Source organism: Lyngbya aestuarii BL J (genome assembly GCF_000478195.2).
GTDB lineage: Bacteria > Cyanobacteriota > Cyanobacteriia > Cyanobacteriales > Microcoleaceae > Capilliphycus > Capilliphycus aestuarii.
On the sequence record NZ_AUZM01000028.1, the window covers coordinates 22,443 to 48,341 of the forward strand.

General features: G+C 41.5%; 25 protein-coding genes. 11 read left to right on the plus strand and 14 right to left on the minus strand.

Going from position 1 to position 25,899, the window contains the following annotated elements; translation table 11 throughout:
* Positions 1–12: 12 nt before the first annotated feature.
* Genes M595_RS13455 through rsmA form a run of 3 tightly spaced genes read right to left on the minus strand, consistent with a single transcriptional unit; the run spans position 13 to position 2,170 of the window.
* Positions 13–354 carry a DUF3082 domain-containing protein gene (locus M595_RS13455; protein WP_023066848.1) on the minus strand — a complete coding sequence of 114 codons (342 nt, stop codon included), beginning with the start codon at positions 352–354 and terminating at the stop codon, positions 13–15.
* A 35-nt stretch (positions 355–389) separates the two neighbouring features.
* Positions 390–1,331, minus strand: coding sequence for a 4-(cytidine 5'-diphospho)-2-C-methyl-D-erythritol kinase (gene ispE / locus M595_RS13460; RefSeq protein ID WP_023066869.1), 942 nt, complete (start codon positions 1,329–1,331; stop codon positions 390–392).
* 17 nt (positions 1,332–1,348) lie between these two features.
* Positions 1,349–2,170, minus strand: a complete 822-nt coding sequence (gene rsmA, locus M595_RS13465) for a 16S rRNA (adenine(1518)-N(6)/adenine(1519)-N(6))-dimethyltransferase RsmA (RefSeq protein WP_023066831.1) — start codon at positions 2,168–2,170, stop codon at positions 1,349–1,351.
* 100 nt (positions 2,171–2,270) lie between these two features.
* Here rsmA and M595_RS32885 point away from each other — a divergent pair, with 100 nt between their 5' ends.
* Genes M595_RS32885 through M595_RS13485 form a run of 5 tightly spaced genes read left to right on the plus strand, consistent with a single transcriptional unit; the run spans position 2,271 to position 5,248 of the window.
* Positions 2,271–2,567 carry an AIM24 family protein gene (locus M595_RS32885; protein ID WP_023066813.1) on the plus strand — a complete coding sequence of 99 codons (297 nt, stop codon included), beginning with the start codon at positions 2,271–2,273 and terminating at the stop codon, positions 2,565–2,567.
* Complete coding sequence (locus tag M595_RS32890) at positions 2,564–2,938, plus strand: TIGR00266 family protein (RefSeq protein ID WP_023066832.1); 375 nt, start codon at positions 2,564–2,566, stop codon at positions 2,936–2,938. Before M595_RS32885 ends, M595_RS32890 begins: the two co-directional genes overlap by 4 nt.
* Before the next feature lie 22 nt (positions 2,939–2,960).
* Positions 2,961–3,644 carry a TIGR00266 family protein gene (locus M595_RS13475; protein ID WP_023066878.1) on the plus strand — a complete coding sequence of 228 codons (684 nt, stop codon included), beginning with the start codon at positions 2,961–2,963 and terminating at the stop codon, positions 3,642–3,644.
* 49 nt (positions 3,645–3,693) lie between these two features.
* A complete protein-coding gene (locus tag M595_RS13480; RefSeq protein WP_023066839.1) occupies positions 3,694–4,395 on the plus strand; it encodes a TIGR00266 family protein in 702 nt (233 codons plus the stop codon).
* Positions 4,396–4,444: 49 nt separating this feature from the next.
* Complete coding sequence (locus M595_RS13485; protein WP_023066846.1) at positions 4,445–5,248, plus strand: M48 family metallopeptidase; 804 nt, start codon at positions 4,445–4,447, stop codon at positions 5,246–5,248.
* Here M595_RS13485 and M595_RS13490 read toward each other — a convergent pair.
* On the minus strand, positions 5,245–5,631 hold the full coding sequence (locus M595_RS13490) for a nuclear transport factor 2 family protein (RefSeq protein ID WP_023066868.1): 387 nt from the start codon (positions 5,629–5,631) through the stop codon (positions 5,245–5,247). The genes M595_RS13485 and M595_RS13490 overlap by 4 nt on opposite strands.
* Positions 5,632–5,895: 264 nt before the next feature.
* Here M595_RS13490 and M595_RS13495 point away from each other — a divergent pair, with 264 nt between their 5' ends.
* Entirely contained in the window at positions 5,896–7,008 is a 1,113-nt protein-coding gene (locus tag M595_RS13495) for a tetratricopeptide repeat protein (RefSeq protein WP_023066864.1), read from the plus strand.
* 160 nt (positions 7,009–7,168) lie between these two features.
* Positions 7,169–7,783, plus strand: coding sequence for a L,D-transpeptidase (locus tag M595_RS13500; RefSeq protein ID WP_023066859.1), 615 nt, complete (start codon positions 7,169–7,171; stop codon positions 7,781–7,783).
* Between the two features lie 126 nt (positions 7,784–7,909).
* Here the strand turns inward: M595_RS13500 and M595_RS13505 are convergent, their stop codons facing one another.
* From M595_RS13505 to M595_RS13520, 4 genes are all read right to left on the minus strand, one after another.
* The gene (locus tag M595_RS13505) at positions 7,910–8,611 is read right to left on the minus strand and encodes a calcium-binding protein (RefSeq protein ID WP_023066853.1); all 702 of its coding nucleotides are present in this window, start codon (positions 8,609–8,611) and stop codon (positions 7,910–7,912) included.
* Between the two features lie 66 nt (positions 8,612–8,677).
* Complete coding sequence (locus M595_RS13510; protein ID WP_023066828.1) at positions 8,678–12,328, minus strand: two-partner secretion domain-containing protein; 3,651 nt, start codon at positions 12,326–12,328, stop codon at positions 8,678–8,680.
* Between the two features lie 83 nt (positions 12,329–12,411).
* Entirely contained in the window at positions 12,412–13,935 is a 1,524-nt protein-coding gene (locus tag M595_RS13515; RefSeq protein ID WP_023066814.1) for a gamma-glutamyltransferase, read from the minus strand.
* Positions 13,936–13,962: 27 nt separating this feature from the next.
* On the minus strand, positions 13,963–14,232 hold the full coding sequence (locus M595_RS13520; protein ID WP_040484083.1) for an FmdB family zinc ribbon protein: 270 nt from the start codon (positions 14,230–14,232) through the stop codon (positions 13,963–13,965).
* Positions 14,233–14,559: 327 nt separating this feature from the next.
* Between M595_RS13520 and M595_RS13525 the strand changes: the two genes are divergently transcribed.
* Both M595_RS13525 and M595_RS13530 read left to right on the plus strand, forming a co-directional pair.
* Positions 14,560–15,234, plus strand: coding sequence for a hypothetical protein (locus M595_RS13525; protein ID WP_023066843.1), 675 nt, complete (start codon positions 14,560–14,562; stop codon positions 15,232–15,234).
* 150 nt (positions 15,235–15,384) lie between these two features.
* Positions 15,385–15,861, plus strand: coding sequence for a TspO/MBR family protein (locus M595_RS13530; RefSeq protein ID WP_023066827.1), 477 nt, complete (start codon positions 15,385–15,387; stop codon positions 15,859–15,861).
* Here the strand turns inward: M595_RS13530 and M595_RS13535 are convergent.
* The 5 genes from M595_RS13535 to M595_RS13555 all read right to left on the minus strand — a co-directional run bounded on the left by M595_RS13535 (position 15,837) and on the right by M595_RS13555 (position 23,150).
* Complete coding sequence (locus M595_RS13535; RefSeq protein WP_023066879.1) at positions 15,837–16,109, minus strand: hypothetical protein; 273 nt, start codon at positions 16,107–16,109, stop codon at positions 15,837–15,839. The two genes, M595_RS13530 and M595_RS13535, sit on opposite strands and share 25 nt — an antisense overlap.
* Before the next feature lie 119 nt (positions 16,110–16,228).
* Positions 16,229–16,513 (minus strand): hypothetical protein, encoded by a 285-nt coding sequence (locus M595_RS13540; RefSeq protein WP_152983574.1) that lies wholly within the window; start codon positions 16,511–16,513, stop codon positions 16,229–16,231.
* A complete protein-coding gene (locus M595_RS13545) occupies positions 16,464–17,882 on the minus strand; it encodes an aminopeptidase P family protein (RefSeq protein WP_023066833.1) in 1,419 nt (472 codons plus the stop codon). The genes M595_RS13540 and M595_RS13545 overlap by 50 nt, the downstream gene beginning before the upstream one ends.
* Positions 17,883–17,958: 76 nt before the next feature.
* Positions 17,959–19,272 carry a methylglyoxal synthase gene (mgsA, locus tag M595_RS13550; RefSeq protein WP_023066819.1) on the minus strand — a complete coding sequence of 438 codons (1,314 nt, stop codon included), beginning with the start codon at positions 19,270–19,272 and terminating at the stop codon, positions 17,959–17,961.
* Positions 19,273–19,520: 248 nt separating this feature from the next.
* Entirely contained in the window at positions 19,521–23,150 is a 3,630-nt protein-coding gene (locus M595_RS13555) for a membrane protein (protein ID WP_023066830.1), read from the minus strand.
* 220 nt (positions 23,151–23,370) lie between these two features.
* Between M595_RS13555 and M595_RS13560 the strand changes: the two genes are divergently transcribed.
* On the plus strand, positions 23,371–24,072 hold the full coding sequence (locus M595_RS13560) for a rhomboid family intramembrane serine protease (protein ID WP_023066851.1): 702 nt from the start codon (positions 23,371–23,373) through the stop codon (positions 24,070–24,072).
* A 103-nt stretch (positions 24,073–24,175) separates the two neighbouring features.
* On the opposite strand, the gene M595_RS13565 is transcribed toward M595_RS13560, so the two are convergent.
* A complete protein-coding gene (locus tag M595_RS13565; RefSeq protein ID WP_023066862.1) occupies positions 24,176–24,649 on the minus strand; it encodes a hypothetical protein in 474 nt (157 codons plus the stop codon).
* A 313-nt stretch (positions 24,650–24,962) separates the two neighbouring features.
* Here M595_RS13565 and M595_RS13570 point away from each other — a divergent pair, with 313 nt between their 5' ends.
* Positions 24,963–25,847 (plus strand): dienelactone hydrolase family protein, encoded by an 885-nt coding sequence (locus M595_RS13570; protein ID WP_023066861.1) that lies wholly within the window; start codon positions 24,963–24,965, stop codon positions 25,845–25,847.
* Positions 25,848–25,899 lie beyond the last annotated feature (52 nt).

The window sequence follows — 25,899 nt, forward strand, 5'->3', positions numbered from 1 at the left end:
TACTTATACAGCTTAAGCATCAGATGAGGGGGTATCTCGTTTGAAAATACGCTGAATTGAGAGTTGAATAGCGACAAAAATTAATCCGCAGGTGAGAAAGGCAAATACACCCGTTCCCATCATACATAAACCCGTGACTAAAGTTCGCACTGTGACGGACATTTGAACGACTGCAATATTATCGGAATGAATGGGTTTGGCGGCGTAGGTTTGGGCGACAGATTGAGTTAAAAAATACAGCGCTGTGGCAATACTACCCAAGACAGCCGCATTACTTAAACACCGAAAAGGAGTCACGCCGTCGAGGTTGTTTTTAGAAGATTCAGGGTTAGATTTAGAAGGGGATTCGCTCATTGATTTTTGATAAAAAATAAGGTAAACTAAGAATACTAGGCTAGGGTAATTCCAGTTGAACTCAGTTGAGCCGTCCAGAAGTCTAAATCGGGATTTGCCAGTTGGTTGCGAACGGTTTCTGCTACTTCTAAAGCCTGCCGTTCGGATTCGGTTAATGCAAACACGGTAGGCCCGGAACCAGACATCATTGTACCCAATACATTTTGAGATGCAAACGCTTCTCGCAGTTGCAAAACTTCGGGATATTCGGGTAATGCCACTTTTTCTAAATCATTGTGTAGAAGTTGACCAATTTTCGCGCGATCTCGCTGCATAATAGCCGAAACAATTCCTCCTGAGTGTACTCGTTGACGCCGACTTTGTAAATCTTCCGCCTTTCTAACGTAGGTATCGCCAAACTGAGTCCGGTAAGTTTTGTAAGCCCAAGGGGTCGAAATAGCCAAACTGCGGTATTTGGCTAACACCACAGACAAGTTATCCAAATTAACCAACGGCGAAAGCACTTCACCTCGCCCCGTTGCTAAAGCCGTTCCGCCTTTGATACAAAAGGGAATATCAGAACCAATTTGGGCGGCAAGGTCTTCTAATTCGCCCTGAGTCAGTCCCAATTTCCAGAGTAAATCTAACCCCACCAACACCGCCGCCGCATCGGTTGAACCGCCCGCCAAACCTGCTGCGACAGGGATTTGTTTATCAATTGTAATCTCAACCCCGCCATATTGTGCCATCGCCTCGGGAAATTGTTGCGCCATCAATGCTGCCGCCCGATACGCTAAGTTCGTTTGATCGTTGGGAACTGCGGCGTGATTACATTGAACAAATATTGTATCAATTTCTATCGGCCGAATGTCAACTTTATCAGCCAGAGATATACTTTGAAGAACCATCGCCAGTTCGTGATAACCATCAGGGCGATCACCAATAATTTCTAAGTATAAGTTAATTTTGGCAGGAGCAATCAGGGAGTAAGAACGCATGAGAATAAATGGGGGTTTTAAGAGGTTAAATGAACCAGTTGGTTACTGAGACTCACCCATTGCTCAACGCTTAAATCTTCTGCACGAGCTTGGGGATTAACTTTTAATTGTTCCAGAATTTGGGTCAATTGATCGCGATCAATCACACTTTGTAAATTATTCCGTAACATTTTACGTTTACTGGCGAATCCCAATTTTACCGCCATTTCGAGATGTTTAGGACTTTCTGCCGGATGTTCTATAGAACGAGGACGCAACCGTACCACCGCAGAATCAACTTTGGGAGGTGGATAAAAGGCTTTGGATGGAACATCACAAATAAACTCGCATTTTGCTAAATATTGAACTCGCACCGATAACGCCCCAAAGGTTCTAGAACCTGGCCCCGCACAGAGACGTTGAGCAACCTCTTTCTGAACTAATAATACCATTAAATCATAGGGTTGAGGATTCGGTTGGGCGATATTTCCTAAGAGTTTTTCCAGAATTGGCCCGGTAATATTGTAGGGAATATTAGCGACTACTTTATTGGGGTTTTGAAATTGGGAAAAATCTTGTAGGTAGTCTTCTAGACGAAGGGTGAGGATATCGCCTTGTAGAAGTAGGAAGTTGTCACGTTTGCCAAATTTTTGGACTAATTTTTTGCATAAATCTCGATCAATTTCTACAGCCAAAACAGTTTGAGCCAGTGTTAACAGACGTTCGGTTAAAATTCCCGTTCCAGGGCCAATTTCTAAAAGATGATCATCGGTTGATAATTGGGCGGCTTTGACAATTTGGTTCAAAGCTGTTGGGCTACGAAGCCAGTGTTGAGCGAATTGTTTACGAGGATAAGACATGGTGTTTTTTATCAAATTTTTGTAAAGTCTTGTATTTTCAGGAAACGAGATTCGCTAACTTGTAGTTAGACTAAAATTTTAACAAAAGGAAGTCCCTGTGATGGAATATGAAATTCGTTACAAACCTGCCTTTGCTACCCTTTTTATGACCCTACAACCGGGTGACAGTATTATAGCCGAAGCGGGAGCAATGGTCGGGATGGAGGGTAAAGTTTCGATCAAGACTACGTTCTCGGGGGGATTTTTCTCTGCTTTCATTAAAAATTTATTGGGTGGAGAATCGCTATTTGTCAATACATTTACCAATAAAACGAATCAACCCTTAGAGGTCGTTCTGTCTCAGGCAACTATCGGTGATATTGTAGCAGTAGAATTGCAACGTGGACAAGAACTTTGAGATCGGAACCGGGAGCCTATATTGCCAGTAGCAAAGCCGTTAAACTGGGTGTGGGATGGGCAGGATTGGCGAGTTGGTTTGCGCGAGAAGGGTTATTTAAGCTGAAAGTAACAGGCCCGGGTTTAGTCTTTTTTGGGGCTTATGGCGGCATTACTCCAAAACAAATTACCCAAGAATTTATTGTTGATAATGGTCATTTAGTTGCCTACGAACCGGGAATTAAAATGGGTGTTGGGTTAGCGGGAGGTTTGTTAGGCTCTCTGACTTCTGGGGAAGGATTTATTAATAAACTTCGAGGGAATGGGGTGATATATTTACAGTCTCGCAGTATTGATGGATTAGTGAAGTTTCTCAGTCCCAAATGTCGTTAATTTAAACTACAGGACGCAATTTATGAAAATCAAAATTTTACAACAGCCAGACTGTGCAATTGCTCGGGTGACACTCGAAACTCGCGAAGAATTAGTTGCTGAAGCGGGTGCTATGGTGGCGATGAGCGAATCTATTAATACTAGCACAACTTTACGACAAGGAAAAGGGGGCGGAATTTTAGGCGGACTCAAACGAATGGTTGCGGGAGAATCGCTGTTTTTGAGTGTTTTTCGTTCTCCGATTTCGGGGGGAGAAGTGTTTTTAGCCCCGAAGCTGTTGGGCGATATTTTGCACTATCAAGTTGCGGGTTCGGGGTTGGTTGTACAGGCGACTTCTTATTTAGCGAGTCATTCAGATGTTGATATTGATTTAGGATTTCAAGGGTTTAAATCTTTGTTTTCGGGTGAAAATATCTTTTGGTTAGATTTGAGTGGTCAGGGAGATGTTTTGATTAACTCTTTTGGGGGAATTTATGAAGTAGATGTCAAGGATGAATATATTGTGGATACGGGTCATATTGTTGCTTTTGAAAAAACGTTAAACTTTGAAATTACTAAATCCGGTTCGAGTTGGATTGGTGCATTTTTAGGGGGAGAAGGTTTGGTTTGTCGGTTTCGAGGACAGGGAAAACTCTATTGTCAAACTCATAATTCGACGGCGTTTGGACAGTTGGTTGGGCCGCGTTTACCCGCGAAAGAAAGTTAGGTTTTAAAATCCAAAATTGACAATTATAAAATCAATCGGGACTGAAACAATGCAAAATAAAATTGCTTATCAAATTGAACATTCTCCCTCTTATGCTTCGTTGAGATTGGACTTACAACCCAATCAAACCGTTGTGGTGGAATCCGGGGCGATGGCGGCGATGGATAGCTGTATTAAAATGCAGTCTAAAATGAAAGGCGGACTGATGAAAGGGGTGGGAAGAATGTTGAGTGGTGAGTCGCTTTTTCTGAGCGAATTTACGGCTAAAAATAAACCGGGACAGTTGTTTCTTTCTCCGGGTATTCCGGGTGATATTCAGCATTATTATTTGAATGGAAAGGGATTGATGATTCAGTCTTCTGGGTTTGTGGCTTCTGGAAATGAGGTGAATATTGATACCAATTTTCAAGGGTTTAAAGGGTTTTTTAGTGGGGAATCTTTGTTTTTAATTCGGGCGACGGGACAAGGGGATATTTGGTTAAGTTCTTATGGGGGAATTTTAGAGATTCCGGTTGAGGGGGATTATGTTGTTGATACGGGTTATATTGTGGCGTTTGAAGATACGCTAGATTACAATGTAGAAGTGATTGGAGGTTTATCATTTAAGAACTTAAAAACCGGAATTTTGGGCGGGGAAGGGTTAGTTTGTCGCTTTCGAGGTGAAGGTAAACTTTGGATTCAATCTCGTCAATTAGTCTCACTTCTGAACTTTTTAGATCCATTCCGACCGCTCAAAAGTAGTGGAAATTAATGAGTTTTTAATTAATAGTTTTTAAAGCGTTTTAAATAAGATAGTCTCTATGTCTGAACCCGAATTTAGTTCTAGAAATCCACCCCCAAGCAACCGACAGTTATTAATTTTACTGGCAATTTTTGGGGGATTTATCATTGCAACTATTGTGGCTTTATGGTTCTTGTTTGAACAGTTGGTTTGGTTGATTCCCCCGCAATTTGAACAACAACTCGGACGGTTGGTGGTTCCTGCTTTTGAACGTCAGGCTAAACCTTCAGCGACTCAAACCACATTAAACCAACTTTTAGACCGTTTAGAAACCCATTTGGACTCCGAACTTGAAAACCGAGATTATCGGGTTTTATATATTCCCGATTCTACCATTAACGCATACGCCCTTCCAGGCGATCACATTGTCATCTTTGAGGGGTTATTAAATCAAGTCGAGTCAGAAAACGAGTTAATGATGATATTAGGACATGAACTCGGTCATTTCGCCCATCGCGATCATTTACGGGGAATTAGTCGCAGTCTATTTATCCAAACGGTTTTATCACTTTTTTTTCCGAATGTTGGCAGTTTAGAGTCTTTTGCGGCTGCCATTTCTAGCGCCCAATTTTCCCAATCCCAAGAACGACAAGCCGATGAATTTGGCTTAACCTTACTCCAAGAAAATTATGGTCATGTTGCAGGTGCAACCGACTTTTTTGAACGGATAAAAGCCGAAGATAGAGGAGACAATATTGACTTTTTACGAACTCATCCCCCGTCCCAAAATCGAATTCAACGACTGGAAAAACTGATTAAAAAACGAGGCTATAAACTCAACCAACGTTCGCCATTACCTGCGAGTTTAAAAAAATTAGATTAACTCATAATCGGGCTACCATGATGATGAATCAGATACCATTGATTTGCCATGCGAGTAAAAATATTAGTCGCCATTGATTCCGCTTTCATCTGTCGCCGACCCAAAACTTGCATGACTTCTTCAACTAAAACCACATAAGCCAAATCCCCACTGATTTCCGTCGAGATCACTTTTGTATTAATCTCTAAATACTGAGTTCCTCGAAAAATTTGTTCCCAAGAAGACCGAACTCCATCCCACCCCCGAATCACATCTCGTCCCGGATGAATACACAGACTCGCTGTTCCTTTTGACCAGATCGCACTCATCGCTTCAATATCCTTTTTCTCAAAAGCCCGATAAAAGGCAGTATTAGCCGCTAAAACATCTTGTTCGTCACTCATGTCAAACCATCCCAGGGAACACTTCTACAGATTAATCAATCTGCTCTATTGACCAACGGTTATAGAATTAATCCATCGCTGTACGGAAGCCGTTGCTTGAATTGTTCGTCGGGCGATATCAAGCCTAAACTTAAAAACATCACCCCGATTTATTCCTGATCGGCATGAACTGTTTTATCATCAACATCAGTCACAATATTGTGACCGATATCGTTCGCAATGGAAACCGTGCAGGACTCTAGAACCACTCACACTAAACAGGCCGTGTATAAACCGATTCGATTGATTGTCAGTAGTATTTTAGTCGCATTTGTCGCCACTGTAACACCGAAGATGGCTCATTCGGTTGAAGTTGTTGCTCAAGCCAACACTCAATCTAACACTCAATCCACTGACCAGCTTAACCAATTACTCGAACAAGGGCGCGAATTAGTTGATGCCGGAAAGATTGATGAAGCTGTTTTGGTTTATGTACAAGCGGCAGGACTTGATCCCAGTGATCCCAAAATTTACTCTGGGATTGCTTATTTAGAAGCCTTGCGGGGCAACTACCAAGCGGCAGCTAAATTTTATCGAGATGCACTCGTTCTTGACCCCCAGAATCCTGATTTTCAATATGGTTTAGCTTATAGTTTGGTCAAGTCAGAAGATTATAGCGGCGCCGCTGATGCCTATCGTAAAGCCATCAGTCTCAAACCGGATCATCTCAATGCCTATTTGGGGTTGGCGGTGAGTTTATTCCGTCAAGGTGACTATGGGAGTGCAGTCACAACCTATGAAATGGTAATTGCATCAGACCCCAATAATTGGCAAGCCTATGCTTCAATGGGGATGGCGTTGTTGCGTCAGGACAATACCCCCAAAGCGATTGAAACCCTGCAACAAGCAGCGATACTTGCACCGAATGAAGCGAGTATTCAAATTAAGCTTGGGGTGGCGTTATTGCGAAGTGGGGATCAAGTGGGGGCGATTACAGCCTTTGAACAAGCCGCAGCCTTGAGTCCTCGCGATGGGGAGATTCAGTTTCAAATTGCGGAAGTGCTGAAATCTCAGGATGACTTGGATGCGGCGATGGAAGCTTATCAACGCGCTTTAGCTTTTAATCCAGATTTAGTTGAAGCGGATGTGGCAATTGGAGAAATCCAGTTACAAAAAGAGGAATATATCGGGGCAATTGTTAGTTTTCGGCGAGTGATTAATCGAGTTCCTGAAAATGCTAATGCTCATTATCACTTGGGAATGGCGATCAAAGGTCGAGGCGGTCGAGATCAACAAGCGATCGCCGCTTTGGAAAAAGCCCTTAAACTTTATGAACAACAGGGTGATAGCGAAGGGGTGAAAAAGACACAAGAAGCATTAAAGGAACTCAAAAAATAAAAAAAATCCGGTTAAAGTGATGGAAGTCTGGAGTAACGGATTACAAGTTTTAAGCAGGGGGCGCGCGTAAGTTACATTAATTACAAACCTCAGTGGCGAGGAACCTCAAACTAACGATGTTGTCGTTTTTCCATTTTGATTTGGTGAGGAGTTCAATTCTATGATTTTTAAAGTTAATCAAAATCGATTTCAACGTTTGATTCAGGTGGGTGTGAGTGCTTTCATGCTTTCGATCATGGCTTCATCTCAGGTGGGGGCTTCGACTCCAACGAGTTCAAATGTTGCTCAAGGGACATCGACCCGAGCGGCGGTGATTCCCTCAAATTTGTTAAATCCAACTTTACCAGGGTTAGATGATCCGTCTCGGTTTCTACCGCTCGGAAAACCCAAAATGCAGTTAGTATTGCGGTTAGCTCAACGGCGAGTTTTTGTTTATCGCAATGATCAACAAGTAGCGAGTTATCCGGTAGCGGTGGGAAAACCCGGTTGGGAAACCCCAACAGGTGAATTTCAAGTGATTCAAATGGTCGAAAACCCCACTTGGCAAAATCCCTGGACGGGAGAAGTCACCCAACCGGGGCCGAATAGTGCGTTAGGATTGCGTTGGATTGGCTTTTGGACTGATGGTAAAGATACCATTGGCTTTCATGGAACGCCGACGGTTAATTCTATTGGGAGCGCTGCTTCTCATGGTTGTGTACGGATGCGAAATGAAGATGTTGTTGCCTTATTTTCTCAAATTGAAATGGGAACAACGGTGATTGTAGAACCTTAGAGTATTATTTTAATTACCAGCAGTGCAATATTTTTAAGAGTCCGCCCTTGGTGGTGGACTTAATTGTTGTTGGGGTTGACATTTTTCTATAATAAAGTATCGAAGTCATTCAATTTTCATTCTTATTTATGCGCGAATAATGTTAAGATCAAAGCTCAGTTGATTCGCCGCTACACCCTGAACCAACCCAATCAAATCTCCGTTTTGGCTAAAAATACCCGCTCCCGACCCAAACTCAGCGAGGTCAAGATCACTGACCGTTAAGTTATCAGTTATACTTACAAAAATTAAATCTTCTGCTACGTTGAAATCAGTAATTAATCCAAAGTCACTATTTCCCGAACCCACATAATAAGAGGGAGAATCAAACCCCAAAGTAAAGAGATCGCTTCCTTCACCGCCAACTAAAGTATCAATTTCACCCAATCCTGGGTTCGTGATATTTTCCAAGTCAACTCCAATCAAAATGTCATCTCCTTTATCTCCTGAGACTAAATCATTTCCTCCACTACCAAATACACGATCATCGCCTTGACCCCCAAATAGTTGATCGTTACCCTCTCCTCCGTTTAGCAAATCATTGTCTAGGTTGCCAAAAAATTGGTCATCTCCTCCACCAATATCACCAAGAAAATCATCTCCTTTTCCTCCAAAAATAATATCATTTCCCTCGCTGCCACCGATAAAGTCTAACCCTTGATTCCCAAAAATAAAGTCGTCTCCTTCTTGTCCAAAAATAGTGTCATCACCCTCTAAACCAAATAGAGAATCACCGCCTTGTCCGCCAACTAATTCATCATTGCCTGCCGTTCCTAGAATTTCCGACATGATAAAATTCTCCTAAAATACAGTATTTACAGGTGTATATTGTCTTAACAATGAAAAGCTAATCTTCTAAGATTGACAGGAGAAAGGGTTATATTGCTGACGTTGGACTCCGGTTTTAGTCGGGTCATAACCCACTAAAATAATATCACCATTTTCATCTTTTATCCAACCTCTTGCCGGAATTATTGTTCTAGAATCAACTGGATTATTTTCTCGTTTTTGTGATTTTTGTTGAGATTCTGAGGAAGAATTGGATTGAGGAGTAACGGGTTCAATTAGGAGAGATTCTAACTCGACTAACCCTTCAATTGAGGTTAAAGCTTGGGTTGGGTTGGGTGCAATACCGCCACGTCCTGTAATAATAAATTCGCTGTCTTGACCTTGTTTGCAGGGGTCTTGAGCGATTAATTCAGCCGGGTCAATGAATTCTACTTCGGGTGTTTCTGGCGGGTCAAAATTGAGGGTATCATCAATCGAAAGTTCTCCGGCTGCATTAATAATACTATCAGTAGATTGTAAAAGTCCGAGTTCTGAATTTCCTAAAGGACGAATAGTAATATTACTTCCTCCGGTTGGGTTGAAAGCATCAGTTAAAATACGACTTTGTTGAAGTAAAAGTAAAAGATTAGCATCAATTTCAATATTCCCTTCAAAGGTTTGACCGCTGTCACTTCCCGAGGCTAAAATTCTACTTTCATTAAACAAACGAATGTCATCGGATAAAAGTCTAATGTTACCGCCTTGACCCGCTTCTGAATTTGCATTCAGTTGAGCTTGATTGTTTAAAAGGGTTTCGTTTGCAGAAATATCAATATTACCCGGAATTCCTGATGCTGTAGAACTAACATTTACTGAACCGCCATCACGAAGTTGAAATTGTTCTGTTTCAATTCTCACATTTCCAGCATTTCCACTCCCTTGAGTGCCTGCTCGGATATTCCCTTGATTTCTGATTTCTACTAACTCGGAGCTATTAATATTAATATTTCCGGCATCTCCATCTCCATCTATTGTTGCTGCTAATACATTGGCTTCATCTTGAATAAACAACTGATTAGACTCTATTGTAATATTACCTGCGTTTCCACTTCCAGACAAACTTCCCACTCCAATAGATGCTTCATCTTTCAGCACTAACTCGGGAGTTTTAACCGAAATATTTCCAGCATTTCCTACTCCGTCTGTCCCTGCCAATAAGCCACTTTCAAGACGAGATAACTCTACAAAATCTGAGGCTAAAACTTCAATATTACCTGCATTTCCACTTGCCGTATCGTTACTTAAAACAGAAATTAATCCCTTGTCAACAATTAACTCTCCGGTTTCTATTCTAATCTTTCCTGCTCTCCCTCCTCCAAAAGTAACAGAAGAAATTAATGGGGTTTCGTCGGTCTGAGTTCTTCCTCTCAACTGAACTTGCTCAGAAGCGAATATTGAAATTTCTCCGCCTTGACCTGTTGCATCTGTTGGGTTCTCTAGTGTACCCGAGTTGGCAACAATTCCTGACCTTCCTTCAATTGACAGAGAGCGAGTAAAAATGGTAATGGGAGCCGCATTTGTGGGGCCAACTGTATCTGTATTAATCCCAACAGCATTGTTTAGTGTAACAGATTCAGAGGCAATAATTAAAACCTGACCGGAATTTTCGGGTGTATTTGCGGCGGTATTAACTCTAATCAATCCACCATCTTCTAGAAGTAAACGTGCGGTTTCAATGATAATATTTCCGCTATTTCCTGTTCCTTGGTCTTCGATATTTGCAGTAATAGCAGAAGGGGCTGTTGAATTGGGAGCAAACCCGAATAATTGTATATCAGTTGCTTTGATAAAAATGGTTCCGGCGTTTCCCCTTCCGGTAGCACTGGCTATGATTCCACTAGCATCGGTTATCCGAAGACGTTCGGCTTCTATGATAATATTTCCGCTATTTCCTTCTCCACTTCTAGAACTCGCAGTGATTGTACTACTCTGCAAACTGTCTTCTGTTGAAGTTCCGGTGAGTTCGAGAGATTCAGCTTTGATATTGATATTACCTGCGTCTCCGTTTCCAAAAGTTAAAGATTGAATTTGTGACCCCCCAGACACCAATAAATTTCGAGTTTCGATATTGACAGCGTTAGCATTTCCAGTTCCACCTTCCACCACATTACTGATAATACTGCTACCCAACAACTCAACCGAATCTGTTGCTAAAATAGAGACTAAACCCGCATTTCCTTGTCCAAATGTACTGCTGGAGATTTGCGCTCCATCGCTCAATCGTAATTGTTCAGTTTCAATTGTAATTTTACCACCATTGCCGATGGCTGTCTCATTTACATCCGCAAAAAAACCGCTGATAATCTCGCTATCATTGGCAGAAGTTCCCGTAAGTTCGATAGATTTAGCTTGTACGGTTATATTACCCGCATTTCCTTCTCCGGATGTGTCGGTTATCACTTGAGAACCGTTAGACAGCAATAAATTCTCTGTAATAATTTCAACCGCTCCTCCATTACCCACCGCACCAACTTCGGCAGAACTAAAGATATTGGCATTTGATAATTCAACCGAATTTGTTGCTAAAATAGAAACCGAACCTGCATTTCCGGGGGCGAAAGTGCTGGCGCTGAGGTCTGCGCCATTTTCCATGAATAATGAGCTAGTTTTGATGTTAATATCACCGGGTTCGCCTAGAGAATCAATATCAATGATATTGGAAATAAAGCTATTATCTGTTAGAAGAACGTTTTCTTGAGCATTAATATTAACATCTCCGCCTTTCACCTCTGGAGAACCTAACCCTTCATCAAATCCCCCTCTAATAATACTCCCGTTAGCCATCCCAAAATTACCAGCATTAATGTTAACATCTCCACCACCATCGGCACGAACATTAATCTGAGATTGATTCGTTAATATAATGTCTGCTTGTTGAATATTTGTGGGAAACTGAAGAATGGGCGTATTGCCATTCGCCCCTACATTATTTAATTCAACTATTCCCGGTTCTGATAATCCGCCGAGTTCGATATTACTACCGGGAGAAATAGCAACTCCGTTATTAAAGAATACATCGCCCCCAACTAAAGCTAATGTTTTATTTTGAGGAACATTTAACCCTTGAGGAACTAGAAATCCTGCATCATTTCTTAAGGAACTTCCATCTTCCAAGGTTGTTAGAGTGGCTTGATTAACAATTGTTCCCGGATTTTCTCGAATATTTAATCCGATGGGAATATTTATCGTTAATAATGGCGGGGCTTCGGGGTTACTTGCTGCAAATTCAACACCATTTTCAAATAATACTCCATCGGCTGTTGTTGCAAAAAATGAACCGCCTACATCTAACCGTGCGTTTGGCCCAAATACAATCCCCGAAGGATTAATTAAAAATAAATTTGCATTCCCTAAAACGCCTAACGTTCCTAAAATTTCTGAAATATTCCCACCTGTAACCCGAGTCAGAATATTAATAATATTATCGGGATTTGAAAAATAAGCGCCCCGTCCTTCTTCTACGTTAAATTCTTCAAAACTGTGAAATAAATTTCCTCCCCGAACCGCTCCCCCATCTATGCGATCGCTAGGTATCCCGCGAATGTTAACATTAGGTGTAACAACAGAGTTTTCTGAACCTAAGCTGTTATCTGGGATAATCTGGGCTGTGACTGTAGTTGCACAGCAAATTGTGGTCAACGTTGCTAAGGTGGGAAGGGCTAGTAAACGAGGATACATTGATTGAATAGATGCTGCGCTTGAACAACTTTGTGACTTATTCTATCGGATTTCCGCTGAAAAAGCTTCACAATATTTTCGGCTTATGGTATTATTTCTACAGAACCTTCCCGTCGATTGTCAGCAACCGCTTCTAATGTTCCCTCTGCATTAATTCCAGCAATTTTAATCGCGCCAAAAAACATATCAAGCTGTTCAAAGGGATAAAGTTCTAGATTTTTCCCTTCAGTTTCTAACAGCGTTGTATCAATTCCAGGTTCATACAAAACCCGCCATTTATTCTCTTTCGGTTCAACGTGTAGCCTCGGTGCCTTTACCGCTTCTTCCAGGGAAACCCCTTCTCGGGCGTAGCGAGTCCACATCTGCGCCATAGCAGTGGTTATTCGACTCGCCCCCGGAGTTCCAAACGCCAAACAGCGCCCGTCTGGATGCCATGCTAAACTCGGCGCCATATTCGATATCATCCGTTCGCCAACCGCAGCGCCTAAGAAGCCTTGGGGGTTCAACTCCGGTTCGCCTAAACTGTTATTGCAAGTTATTCCGGTTCCGGGAATGGTAATACCTGAACCATAACCATTACTCATAGTCACAGAAACCATTTCCCCTGAACCTGTGGCGACAGATAAGTGCATCGTGTTGGGAGACTGTATCGCAGGTAAATAGCGGCGTAGGGTTTCTTCGGCGAGGAAGACTTCGGGGTTTTCTTGGGTTCGCAGTTCCCATAACGCAATTATCGCTTTCACCTGTTGTAACGTGCGTTGGGCGGGGGTAAAATCGGATTGGGTGGTGAGTTCTAATAGTTTCATCAAACTTCCCACCGCAGCGCCTCCAACCGCTGGGGGAGGGTTTAAAGCGAGTTCAAAGCCCATAGAGGTTAATTGTAGCGGTTGACGAACAATAGCGCGATAATTCGCTAAGTCCGAACGAGTTACAAACCCGCCATGTTCAGCCATTTCTTGAACAAAAGCAGCGGCGATATCCCCTTGATAGAAAGCTTTTGCGCCTTCTTGGGCAATTAATTCTAGGGTTTCCGCCATGTCAGGAATATTAAAAGGTTCGTTAGCTACCGCTTGACAACCGTTGGGGAAAAAGCAGTCTCGACTGGCTTGTTGGGGATAAAATAACGGTTTCCCTGCCAAAGACAACCAACGCGCCGTAGTTGGACTCAAATTAAACCCATTCCGGGCTAATTCTAGCGCTGGGGCGACGATTTCTAACCAGGGGAGAGAACCCCCACGTTGCCAAGCGGTTTCTAAGGCGGCCAACATTCCCGGCACCGCGATCGAGGCAAGTCCGGCTCTGACTGTGATACCATCGCCATAGGGAAGATCAACTTCTTGCCATCCGGCAGAATTGGGGTCAAGTTTGAGATGACCACTGGGCATAGCATCGGCACCATCAATCAATTCCGGGGGTTGTCCGGGTTTATGAATCATTAAAAATGCTGAACCCCCCAGAGAACACATTAAAATTTCTGATAAGGTGGCAGCGAGTGCAGCCCCAACTGCAATATCAATTGCATTTCCCCCCAGTTGGGCAATTTGAACTCCGGCTTTTGTAGTTAAAGGAGAGTCGGCTGAAATGGCAACGGGGGTGGTTTTTGTCATGTCATGTTTTGGAATCAATTGAATGTGTTAATCAGTAGCGGTAACATTTTCATAAACGCCTTGATCTCGTTTGACCAATTTAGTAAATCCAGCGTTACGATAATCACTATTGGTGAGAGGGACAGACACCATCGGCGCACTCAAAACTCGACGTACAGGGGCGTCTTCGGGTGTCTCTCCTAACTCGCATTCGGCTAGCTGACAGACTTCACCCCAAGTTTTAACGTCTTGGTGAATGCTGTGCATAACTTCGACTTTTCGGTTATTGCTCGGACAGAAATAGTCGTAGATCGGCATGGTAAGGTTTAGGGTAAGGCATTGTGTAGGCTCTATTATTGCTAATTTTAGCTTGACTTGGGTAAAACAGACAGTTGCCCCAATTTGATCAACAAGATTTAACGCTCATTTAATCGCAATATCGGGCATAATACGAAAGCTGAACCTTTCCTCTCACATGACCGCTTTTTCAGTGACCTATTCACAAAGCCAATATGTTGCTTGTTAACGAAGCCTTGAACACGAAGTTGTGATGTCTAGAAACGGACAGTCCTAAATCAAGAACGGGTTACTGAAAACTGAGAACTGTGTTGGGGAGTAATCTACTACTAAGAGGAGGATGTTCCAATGAGTGATTTTAAACCGACACCTGAAACAAATTTAACAACAACTCAATTGTTAGAACGTTATCGGATTGGTGATGAAGCAACGCTGAGAACTTGGGCGCAATTGCATGGGTTGAATGGAAATCACGGGATGTATGCGCCGAATGAAGTGGAGTTAATTGATCATGTTCATCATCATTTACAAAATTTGGGAATGAGTATTGATGAGTACAAACATCTCGTTAGTCGTCGTCTAAATCGTTCTTCTACTGCGCCGTCTTCTGGGGTGAATTCTGCGCCTCACTCTCAACCGATAGAACAACCTGTTTTCCCCCCTCAGCCTTCTGTTAATCATTCTGCTAATCATTCCGCTGAGAATAATTTATCTGAAAACTCAGAAGAATTGACTCAACAAGCTTCCGGGGCGATTGAGATGCTGATGGAACAATATTCAGAAGCAATTGACTACATGGGAGAACAAATTGCTGACCAATTTATTGAGGAGTTGGATGCTTCTGTGATGCGACATCTCAGTAGAAAGGTACAACAACGGTTCACTATGAATGGTCAAGTGAGGTCGAATCGTCTCATGAAAGTTATTGAAGGCGTATTTCAATCTAAAAATAAGAGATTGTTGATGGGTTCTCCTTCGGAAGATTCGGGTTTACAGATGGAAAATACCCATCGTTTGGGTTAGGTAAATCTGTCTCAAGGAAGAACTGGGGAGTCGTCTAAACCGATTAAAATAAGTCAGTCGGATGAAAGGTTGACTTTCAACGAACAGAACGACTCCCTCGTTCTATTTTCTCGCATTCCAGCTTCACTATTCCGCTAGGAGTCAGTATTAATGATTAAGTCTTGGATGGTGATTGGAGGAGTTGCTTTTCTGGTTGCTTTTGGCGGAAATCTCTTTTTTCAATCTGATGATCAGAAATGGTTTCGACGATTACAACGCCCGCGTTGGTTGGTATTTGAACGGCTTATTCCTCTGATTTGGACGGTGGTTTTTATTGGGTTGGCTTGGTCTGCGGTGATTGTTTGGGAACAAGAACCGGGAACGTTGCGAACTTGGTTATTGATGGGATTGTATTTGTTGGTTGAGGTGGTGACGATTGCTTATACTCCTGTTATGTGTAAAACCAGAAGTCTACAAGTTGGGACGATTATTGGTGGGACAGGGGCGATTTTGTGTGTGATGTTAGCGATTAGTGTTTTACCGATTTCTCAATGGGCGATGATTCTTTTACTTCCCTATATTCTCTGGAGTCCTGTGGGTACGTTTGTGACTTGGAAAATGGCTCATCTGAATCCAGCAGATGCGTAAATCGGTTGAAAAGATTCCTTGATGATCGGCTTTTTGGGGAGAATGGGTTGGGGTTCAAAAAAGTTGAGGGGTATGAATTTAGATGTTCCTTGTAATCTTGCAGAACCTGCAACATATTGATGGATTTCTAACCACTTTTGATCGGCGAAAGATTGTAATGTAAAACTTTGATAAATGATTCCCTGACAGAGTGAACCATCGGGGTTACTTTGTCCGTTGGATTGAAAGCTATAAAATCGATAAGCCACAGACTTCTAATTTGGGGTAAAGGTAGACGCTCGTTTCACGAAAATAAAAGGCGTTTTGTCTGAGGTAATTTATCTTTTTAGATCTTACAATCTTTTTGAGGATTTGTAAATATTAGGGGTTAGCTTTGACATTTTTTCTTTGATTTTACCCCAAAACCCAGTAAACCCAGACTAAGTAAACTTTTTGTATAAATGGGTTCAGGAATATCTGTGGTAACGGTTACAAAACTCAGTTGATTAATCGCAATTGCTCTTTGGGGTTCAGAACTACTCAATACAAGTTTCGCAATATTTGCTGTTTTCAGAAAAGGTAAAGTTTTCTTGAGTGAGGTTAATATTGACTCGGGAATCGAGTCATCGCCGGCTCCGGCGATCATCGCCGGAGTACCGATGACTTTGAACAAGGGCTTCAACTTGACTGGCTGAGTTCGGTAAGTCTGCCGTCAAGACTTCGGTTCCGGTTTCTGTGATTAAGACATCATCTTCAATACGAATTCCCCGGACATCCGCAAATTGTTCTAGCTTCTCCCAATTCACTACATTTTGATATTTTTTCCGATTTTCTGGATTATTTAAAATCGCCGGAACTTGATAAAAACCGGGTTCAATTGTCACTAACATTCCTGCTTTTAACGGACGATTTAACCGCAAATATCCTAACCCAAACCGTTCGCTTCTTGTTCTTCCTGCTTCGTATCCGGCTAAATCTCCTAAATCTTCCATATCATGCACATCTAACCCCAATAAATGACCAATTCCATGGGGGAAAAATAAAGCATGAGCATCTTGTTCGACTAAATCACTCGGTTGACCTTTTAATATTCCTATATCAACCAATCCTTCTGCTATCTTTAAAGCCGCTAACAGATGAATATCCCGATATTCTACTCCAGGTTTCATCTGATCAATACAAGCATCATGGGCGGCTAAAATGATCTCATAAATATCCCGTTGAGTTGGGGAAAATTGACCAGAAACAGGCCAAGTTCGGGTAACATCTCCTGCCCATCCCATTGGAGTCTCAGCACCCACATCAGCTAATAGTAAATCCCCCGTTTGTAGAGGGTGAAAATACTGTTCGTTGTGCAGAACTTGACCGTGAACCGTGACAATGCTATTGTAAGAGCAAGTTGTATTGTGGGAAAGTATAACCTTTTCCATTTCTGCTCTCACTTGCGCTTCGGTTTTTGCCTGTGTCGTGACTGCCATACCTGCTTTGTGAGCTTCTACGGTAATTTTGGCGGCTTGGCGAAGTTCTGTTAAAGCAGCCTGATCGTGACACGAGCGTAACGTAATAATCGCTTTAATGAGTTCTAAATCAATGCCTGTCGCTGCTTTTGGCAGAGGAACCGAACGTTTGAGTAACTGAAACTGTTGAGTTTGGGTGATCGGGTTTTGTGGTAATATCGTCGCCGCATTTTTGACCCGAGACTCTAACTCAGCCAGAGGAAATGCTGCATCTGCGCCAATTGTTGCAGCTATTGTATCACGGTTGGGCATTTCTCCATGCCAGAGGGCATAACTCGCGGGTGGATCATCCTTAAACAGTTCAAGTTTACCACCTTCTAGGCGAATCACCGTATTTTTGAGCGCGAGTCCGGCAAAGTAGAGAAAATGACTACTGGCGCGAAAGGGGTAAGTATTGGCGGGAAAATTGCGAGAATAATCACCCCCTGACCACAGAATAGCCGGAAAATCGATTAATTTTGCCAGGTGTTCTCGACGAGAACGTAAAGCTTGAGCCAGGGGTTGGGAAGGGGTAGATCGTTGCATCGTTTTCACCAGAGAGTTTGAGTCTTAAATTAAGTCTTGAATTGATCATAATTCTGTGGGCTGAGTTTTGGCAATTCTACTTCGGTGAACCATTATTTCCAGGAACAAATACAGTTAACCCATCAGGAATACATTCAATTTCCACCGGAGTTGTACCAATCATTTCCCCATCAACCACAATTTTTTGCGGAGGGTTTGCAGTCACTTTTATTTTTGAGGTTCTCAAGTGATAAACATTCGGAAGATCAGGGCTAGTTTTAATTAAGGCTGCACCGAGCATATTAATCATGGTAGTCACCGCTTGTAATTTCGGATTATTAACGAGTTGCTGAGGATTTGTATTGATTGTTCCAATCGTTACATCTAGGAGATGATCATCAAAAATAACTTCACCTTTTCCTTGAGCTAATATAGAGGTTGGAGGGGCGGCGTTAGCAATCGTAATTGCAGCGCAAGTGAGTTGATAAACTTCATGATCAATTTCAATTTCTGCTTCAAATAATTGTTGTTCATTGAGTTGCTTCCAACCGGCAATTAAATACGCTAAAGCCCCCCATTGTTCTTTCATGTCTCTGCTTGCTTTATCAATTGTTTCAGCTTCATAGCCAATGCCTGCGAGTAAAATCATTGGCTTTTGGTTACAATAAGCAGCATCAACAACCCGAGTATTCCCATTAATAATCACCTGACACGCACTTCTAATGGGCGTTAAAGCCAGAGGAATTCCTAAAGCCACTGCAAAAGCATTAGCAGTTCCTCTCGGAATAATACCCAATGGAATTTGAGTTCCAATTAATGTTCCCGCTACCGCAGAAATTGTACCATCACCTCCACTCGCAATGATCAGATCAGGATGGGTTTCTATTGCTTTGATTGTCAGTTCTTCTGCACTTTCATCGGCTGTCGTTTGATAGACTCGCAAGTGCATATGGGGTTTGAGTAATTGGCGAATTAAAGATAAGTCTTGATTGCCATTTCCAGAACCGGCAACCGGATTAAAAATTAGATGGGCGACTCGTGAATGACGCAGTTTTTCAAGAATAGCTTCTGCGGTAGCAATATTAATCGCTAAAGGAACATTATGAATCGCACAAATGCGTTGTAAGACTTGAATATCGGGTTCGTGGAGTTTGGAAAAAAGCGGATCAATCAAGAAAATAACGGCTAATACTTCTCCCTCAGCAACTTGGGCGGCAATTTGTATATCTCCCCCTTGTTGTCCTGAAAGCATTTGTTCGATGGGTAGGTTTGTTCCTTGCTGAATTTGTTGTCCAGTTGTTTCAGTGGCAATCAAGCGATAACGAGAAAAAATGGCTTGATATTGAAGGACAAAATCAACAAGTTCGTCTTTTTTGCGATCGTGAGCAATCAGGGCAAGGGTAGCAGTCATATAAATGTTTACTCGTTCAAGATTTAGGGGGTTAAGAGAGTGATCAATTTCTGGGATTTTTTTGATTATATTGAGTATTATACCATGTGGAAAGAGTAAAAACGAAGAGGGTCAAAGGCAAAACGAAACAATTGTTCATCCAATGATTAATTTAGTTAATCCCAAAGAATAATTATTCTTAAAAAAAGAAGAAGTTTTTGCTAATTTTTTGTAAATTTTGGAGAATATAAACTCTAGAGAAAAATCTTTTACCCAATCGCTTTATGAATGTGTTTAGATTGTTTAATTTTGGGAACAGAAATCGAAAAATCGGTAGGTGCAATGGGTTGAAGACTCGGATCATTTCCCCCAACTTGGTTTGTCCGAATGAGCAAAAGTGAAGCGCCTAACTGAAGGAAAATCATTGCCACTTGATCGCAAGTCCAACGGGGAAGTAAAGTTCGCCAACTCGCTATTACTTTTAAGAGAGTTTCTCCAGGAGTTTCTAGAGGAAAACTGCCTAATGTAGATATATTATACCGCCAATCGGGTCTAACTTTTTTGATCGGTGTGAGATATCGCTGTAAATTTTTAACCAAATCAACTAATAAGATAAATCGTTGAGTTTGTTCATGCTGAGGATGTTCTTTCAACCATTTCATAATTAGAGGATTTAACTCAATCTCAGCCATCATCCGCGATAAAGCAGTATAAAACGCTTGACTTGAATCTTGTACACAAGAATTAATCGCACTCACAAATGTTGTTCCAGTGCCGTCCCCAATGCGATATCGCGCCGCCATAATTTCCAGTTCATTCATCACATAATTCAGAGGAGAAAAGGTTAACCCATCAAAATCATAGTCTTCGGTTAGAGGACTAAATTTAACCAAAATATCACAAGTTGGACGACACCCTAACCATCCCCACTGACGCGCCCCCATATATCGTGTCCAATCTAATGTTCCAGAGGTAATTCCACTGCTATTATGGGTATAAATTTGGCGATATTCAATATCAAATCGCAATTCACCACTGAGGGGATCTCGAATGACTTTGGCAAATCCAAAAGCAAAATGACCGAAATAAATTCCGAAGGGTGAAAACTCGGGATTTTTTCCCCCAATTCCACCAAAAACGTGCATCAGTAACGCCTGTTCTCCTTCTTGCCAATCTTGTGATTTTTTGTTAATATTATTTTCAATTTCTGGATTGAGAAACGTGGTATAAGCGTGACCTTTATTTTCAACTGTATTATCCCAAGCATGAAAGTTCATAAAGTTGAGTGTTGCTTTTTTCCCTTTGATCACACGATCCGGTTTGACAGAAAATAGTGAACGGGGTGCAATCGCTTCAACAACAAACATTCCCTGTGAATTTTTTGCCCCATAAATGTACCAACCGGATGAGTTGAGGGGAGATTTTTCAAGTTCATAATTACTGGATGGAAAAACACCATTTCTATTCGCGATCACGGTGGGAATATAAACGATTTCTTCTAAGCGATCAAACTGTTTAGATTGACGGTTGTAGTGACGAACAGCAAATAAATCACCGCCTTTAAACTGCACAATTTTAACCAATCCATAAAACCGTCCAATAATTTGAATGGGATCGCGATTAATATAAACGCTAGGACGTTCTGATCCGTTATCTTCTACTCGAACAGGATCGGGTAATTTTACAATAATATCATCTTCCGGTAAAGCCCCTGCTAAGGACTCTAACGGATCAACTTTTTGCCAACCCTTAATCCGTTCTGGGTGAATATTTCCTTGACGTTGACTGAGATAAGCTTGATCGATAAAATTAACATCTTGAGTGACTAATTTAACGTAAGTTTGTACCCGAGTCTCATGATGCCAACGTAAATTAACAATTTGACCGATACGATGTTGATTGGCATGACTAGCCTGATAAATTTCTAACCAAACCCCTTTAATCTTTTGACGTTCTTCGACAGGAGGTAAAATTAAACGTCCGATCCAAGTCCCAACAGGTTGATAATATTCTCGGTTAATAGATTGATGGAGAGGATAATAACTGGGTTGATTAAATAAAGCCTTTTTATAGCGTTCATAGTTGCTAATTCTTTTGAATTTTTCCGGATCTAAGCCCGTTTTTTCCCAATCTTTTAGTAAAATTCCAGTAATAATATCGACAGTTTGCTGAAGATGAGTCCGACCATCTGGTAAAAAAGTCTCTGCTGCCATCGGTCCCTCAAAACCGTTATGACCGACAGGGCCAAGAGAAATCAGGGAAATTTTACCTCGACGTTTGGCACAATTCCAATAGGAGAGAAACCACAGCGGCCAACGTCCAGGAAACATGATCGGCCCCAACGGTTCAACGGTATCTTTGTCGCCAACCAGGTGATAAAGCTGTTCAACTTGCATCGCCCCGGTATTTCCACTCATTACCCCGGCGAGGGAAATCACTTCTATCGGTGCGTTGAGAGTTTGTTTTAAATATGAAACTGCCCCCATCGACATCTGACCCCCACCGCTGTAGCCAATTAATGTGACAGGCGTTTGACTGCCGACGGGATAACCAAAACTCACCAAACTATTAAATAAAACCTGTGCTAAACCTTGATTTTGAATCGGGCCGTAACGAGGATCTGCGGAAATGGCAACGGCGACAATATTACGAATATTGATGATCAAACCAATAGGATTAGCGGGATTTTTCAGGGAGATCGACTCAATAATTCGCCATAAAAAACCCACTTGATAATTTTCGCTGAGGGATTGGTTGTTAACAGAATAGGGCATAATTCCCTGAACAATTAAAACATTTTTAGGAAGACCGCTGGCTAATTCATTCAGTAACTGTTGAACGCTCGGAAGATATTCAGAGGAACCCTGGTTAATTCCGTCTAAATACATAATGTAGCGATCAATTTGAGTCGAGGAGGAAATCGTCTCAACAGGACTTCCTAAGTATTCTAAAGGTTCTGTTCCATACCATCCAGCCCACCATCCTAATGCTTCTAAAGGGGTTAATAGAATGGAAATAAATAGAGCAACTAAACTAATCCCAATCAGGTTTAAAATAAGTTTAACGGTAACGCCTAATGTTCGATACCAGGTAAAAATATTACTAGGAGAGTTTGTTGATAAAAAGATGACGACTGCAAACACAAAAAATGCAATTAAAATCAGTTGCCATCTCAATAATTTTCGCGGTGAACGTCCACTTTTTACGGTGGTACTGGCTTCGATTAAAACTTCATTACTGACGTCTTTGAGCGTCGTTGGGTTTCCAGCTAAAACGATTTGTTCAAGTCCTTGACGATCTGTAACCAGTTGTGTTCCAGCGACTTTATTTTGTATCCATCGTCCTAAAGCAACAATGGGACGACCAACAGTTCGTTGAAGGCTTTGAAACACCACCCAACCCATTCCCGCACAGACAAAAGCTTCCCAAGTTCCCAAATTAATTAGGGTTTGTAATCCAACAATTTCTGCTAACAAACTCCAGAGTGAAAGTAAAATAAAAATGGGTATACCAAAGTAAGGTAATCCGGTTAAAAAGCTAAATAATAATGGAGCATAGCTCAGTCCCAAGGTTCGTAGAACAGCAATTAGTTCTAGTTCAGTCAGTCGAGTTCCAGATAATAAATGACTCCCTAACCACACACTAATTGCCCAAAAAATGTAGGCAAAAACAAATAAGATAGCGGCGATACCCAGACTGAAGAAAAAACGTAGCGGTTTGACTCGGTTAATAAACAAAACAACGCATTGACCAATCGCTTGGGATAATCCCGCAATAATGACGATTGTGAGGGCGACGGTTTTTCCTCCAGAAATCGTGCTAATTTGGGTGTAGACTTCAGGATTGAGGGTGAGCGTTCCCCAAACTAAAGACCAAAATTGATCAAAGGCTGTTTCCATTGTTGTGAGTCGGTCAGCGATGCGGTCAGTTGAGAAGATAAAATTATCCTCGTTAAAATTTTAATCGATTCTGAACCTCAAAACGAATAAAATTTTGTGAAGATCGGGCAGTAAATTATTTTTGATAGATTGTTTATGGATTGATTTTGGCAAAGTGGCAGTTGTCAGCAATATGATAAATAAGCTAATGTAAGCACAAATTTTTAAAGTGAGGTGTTCCTTGGTTCCTATACATGACGAAAATCCAGTTAGTATTACGCCTTGGATAACGAGGGTGTTGATTTTAGCCAATATTATCTTCTTTATTGTTGAGTTAGGGTTAGACCCAGAACAACTTGAAGATTTTTTCTATACTTGGGCATTTGTCCCTTGTCAACTGACGAATTCTTGTCCGGTTGCGCTGCCGGGTTCTCCTTTTCCCGAATGGATTACTTTGATTACGTCTCAATTTCTGCACGGGGGTTTTGGACATATTATCGGGAATATGCTCTATCTTGCTATTTTTGGGAATAATGTTGAAGATTGTTTAGGTCATTTTAAGTTTCTGATTTTTTACATTGTTTGTGGGATGTTGGCGGCTTTGACTCAAGGCTTTTTTGCACCCGATTCCGCCATACCAACATTGGGAGCAAGTGGGGCAATTGCAGGGGTTTTAGGAGCCTATATTATTCGTTTTCCTCGCGCTAAAATTACGCTTTTGCCCTTTTTATTGATTCCGATTCCCGTTCGTTTATCTGCAATTTTCTTTCTCGGATTTTGGTTTGTGACGCAGTTGATGAATGGGGTAGCAAGCCTAAATGTGGATGCCGTGATGGGTTCTGAACCGGGAGGAGTTGCATACTGGGCGCACGCAGGTGGATTTGTGTTTGGAGCAATTTTAGGCCCGATATTGGGGTTATTTTCTGGGCCAAAACCGCGTTAGATTTGGGTAAACGGTGTTCAGATTCAGGAGAATAGACCCGCTTTTCTGCATCTCTAGCGGGTCAGAAAGAATAGACTGAGAACTCCTATTTGACTTAACAATTTTATTGACAACCTTCAACCTGAATTGTATAACTATGTCCAATTGCATTCTTCCCACCAACATTTAAGTTAACTTGAAAAGGAAGATCACCAGGACGAGGGCGACCTGTCATTTGTTGAGATTCATTCGGTTCCAATCTTACCGTTTCATCAAAGACTCTATCGGCTGTTCCATCACTATATTTAAGGAACATTTGAATTTTAAATGGAGCAGGGTCTTCAGAAGCGGATTGAATCGTACCAATAAAGTATCGATAACTCGCATTACCTGAAATCGCAAAGTCAGTATCCCAATTTCCTCGAAAACCTACCGGAACAAACGGAAGAATACCTGCATTGGGGGCAGAAACTCGTTTTGTCACCGATGTTCCTTCTCCTTTAACAACCGCTAAAGGTGTACAATTTTGAGCGTTAACAGGTACACTGAAACTGAATACTAAGGCTAAGGTTCCCCAGAGGATATGAGGTTTAATCATAACAGTTCTCCTAAGCGTTGGTCTAGGTTGATTATATCATTTAAAATCGGTTTAATCTAAAATTTTGGTTTGTTTTAAGTTTATTTAAAGCTTATTTTTAAAGATATTTTTTGTGAGTGAGTTCAATCTCTTTCTAACATAAAAGCCCATCTTAAAATGTTGCAATTTTTACCAAAATTTTATTTTTAGATGACTCAATGTTTTTGTTTCAAGACTTCTCTCAGGTAAAGAGAACGAATTCAATTAATATTCCGTGAAAAAGTCGATGAGATGCGCTAAACTCTGAACAGTAAAACTATGACAACAAAAAACTATGCGTCGGTTCTTAGGACTTGCTTTAGTTATCTTTTTAGGAATCCTATTGTGGGGAAATCAATACTCAGGTAACGCGAGTGAGAACCCAACTCCAGATCCAGTTATCCAGATGTGGAGATCTCATCAGCAAGATCTTCCGATTTCTTCTCCTCTGGTTGCGGTTGAACCGAGTCAACCTGTTGAGACAAATTCAGTCACCTATGGAAGTTTAAATAATCAAGATTTAGTGGGATATCTTGCTCGTCCAGCACAAGCTGAGGAGTCTTTACCGGGTTTAATTATTATCCATGAATGGTGGGGACTCAATGATAATATTAAAATGATGACTGAACGACTCGCCGGAGAAGGTTATGTAGCTTTAGCTGTTGATTTGTATGAAGGAAAAGTTGGGGATACTCCCGAACAAGCCAGAGAATTAGTGACCGCAGCGAGAAATAATGAACAACAGTTAAAAAATAATATTCGTCAAGCTTATCAATATTTAGAACAAGAACAAAATGTACCCAAAATTGGGAGTATAGGTTGGTGTTTTGGGGGAAGTTGGTCACTAAACACAGCATTGCTTTTTCCTAAAGAACTCGATGCTACCGTCATTTATTATGGAGGTGGAATTGAAACCAATCCGAATCAACTTAAAGCTTTAGAAATGCCCATTTTAGGAATTTTTGGAGAACTTGATGATAATCCTTCTGTAGAAACAGTTCGTCAGTTTGAAACGGCGTTAAAAGATTTAGGAAAGTCACCCGAAATCTACATCTATGAAAATGCAGATCATGCTTTTGCAAATCCTTCGGGTACTCGTTATAATGCCGAAGCTGCTGAAGATGCTTGGAAAAAGACAATTACCTTCCTAAATCAGCATTTAAAATCGGTTGCAAATTAATCACTCAGAATATCCAGACTCTCTATATAATGTTATTATGAGTGAGTGTGAA

Excerpts from the sequence above, each read along its gene's own strand:
- ispE (WP_023066869.1), bottom strand. The coding sequence starts at position 1,331 with ATGCGTTCTTACTCCCTGATTGCTCCTGCCAAAATTAACTTATACTTA.
- mgsA (WP_023066819.1), bottom strand. The coding sequence starts at position 19,272 with ATGACTGCTACCCTTGCCCTGATTGCTCACGATCGCAAAAAAGACGAA.
- M595_RS13500 (WP_023066859.1), top strand. The coding sequence starts at position 7,169 with ATGATTTTTAAAGTTAATCAAAATCGATTTCAACGTTTGATTCAGGTG.
- M595_RS13520 (WP_040484083.1), bottom strand. The coding sequence starts at position 14,232 with ATGCCGATCTACGACTATTTCTGTCCGAGCAATAACCGAAAAGTCGAA.
- M595_RS13525 (WP_023066843.1), top strand. The coding sequence starts at position 14,560 with ATGAGTGATTTTAAACCGACACCTGAAACAAATTTAACAACAACTCAA.
- M595_RS13485 (WP_023066846.1), top strand. The coding sequence starts at position 4,445 with ATGTCTGAACCCGAATTTAGTTCTAGAAATCCACCCCCAAGCAACCGA.
- M595_RS13555 (WP_023066830.1), bottom strand. The coding sequence starts at position 23,150 with ATGGAAACAGCCTTTGATCAATTTTGGTCTTTAGTTTGGGGAACGCTC.
- M595_RS13475 (WP_023066878.1), top strand. The coding sequence starts at position 2,961 with ATGAAAATCAAAATTTTACAACAGCCAGACTGTGCAATTGCTCGGGTG.
- M595_RS13455 (WP_023066848.1), bottom strand. The coding sequence starts at position 354 with ATGAGCGAATCCCCTTCTAAATCTAACCCTGAATCTTCTAAAAACAAC.
- M595_RS13570 (WP_023066861.1), top strand. The coding sequence starts at position 24,963 with ATGCGTCGGTTCTTAGGACTTGCTTTAGTTATCTTTTTAGGAATCCTA.
- rsmA (WP_023066831.1), bottom strand. The coding sequence starts at position 2,170 with ATGTCTTATCCTCGTAAACAATTCGCTCAACACTGGCTTCGTAGCCCA.
- M595_RS13490 (WP_023066868.1), bottom strand. The coding sequence starts at position 5,631 with ATGAGTGACGAACAAGATGTTTTAGCGGCTAATACTGCCTTTTATCGG.
- M595_RS13480 (WP_023066839.1), top strand. The coding sequence starts at position 3,694 with ATGCAAAATAAAATTGCTTATCAAATTGAACATTCTCCCTCTTATGCT.
- M595_RS13530 (WP_023066827.1), top strand. The coding sequence starts at position 15,385 with ATGATTAAGTCTTGGATGGTGATTGGAGGAGTTGCTTTTCTGGTTGCT.
- M595_RS13510 (WP_023066828.1), bottom strand. The coding sequence starts at position 12,328 with ATGTATCCTCGTTTACTAGCCCTTCCCACCTTAGCAACGTTGACCACA.
- M595_RS32885 (WP_023066813.1), top strand. The coding sequence starts at position 2,271 with ATGGAATATGAAATTCGTTACAAACCTGCCTTTGCTACCCTTTTTATG.
- M595_RS13545 (WP_023066833.1), bottom strand. The coding sequence starts at position 17,882 with ATGCAACGATCTACCCCTTCCCAACCCCTGGCTCAAGCTTTACGTTCT.
- M595_RS13505 (WP_023066853.1), bottom strand. The coding sequence starts at position 8,611 with ATGTCGGAAATTCTAGGAACGGCAGGCAATGATGAATTAGTTGGCGGA.
- M595_RS13565 (WP_023066862.1), bottom strand. The coding sequence starts at position 24,649 with ATGATTAAACCTCATATCCTCTGGGGAACCTTAGCCTTAGTATTCAGT.
- M595_RS13515 (WP_023066814.1), bottom strand. The coding sequence starts at position 13,935 with ATGACAAAAACCACCCCCGTTGCCATTTCAGCCGACTCTCCTTTAACT.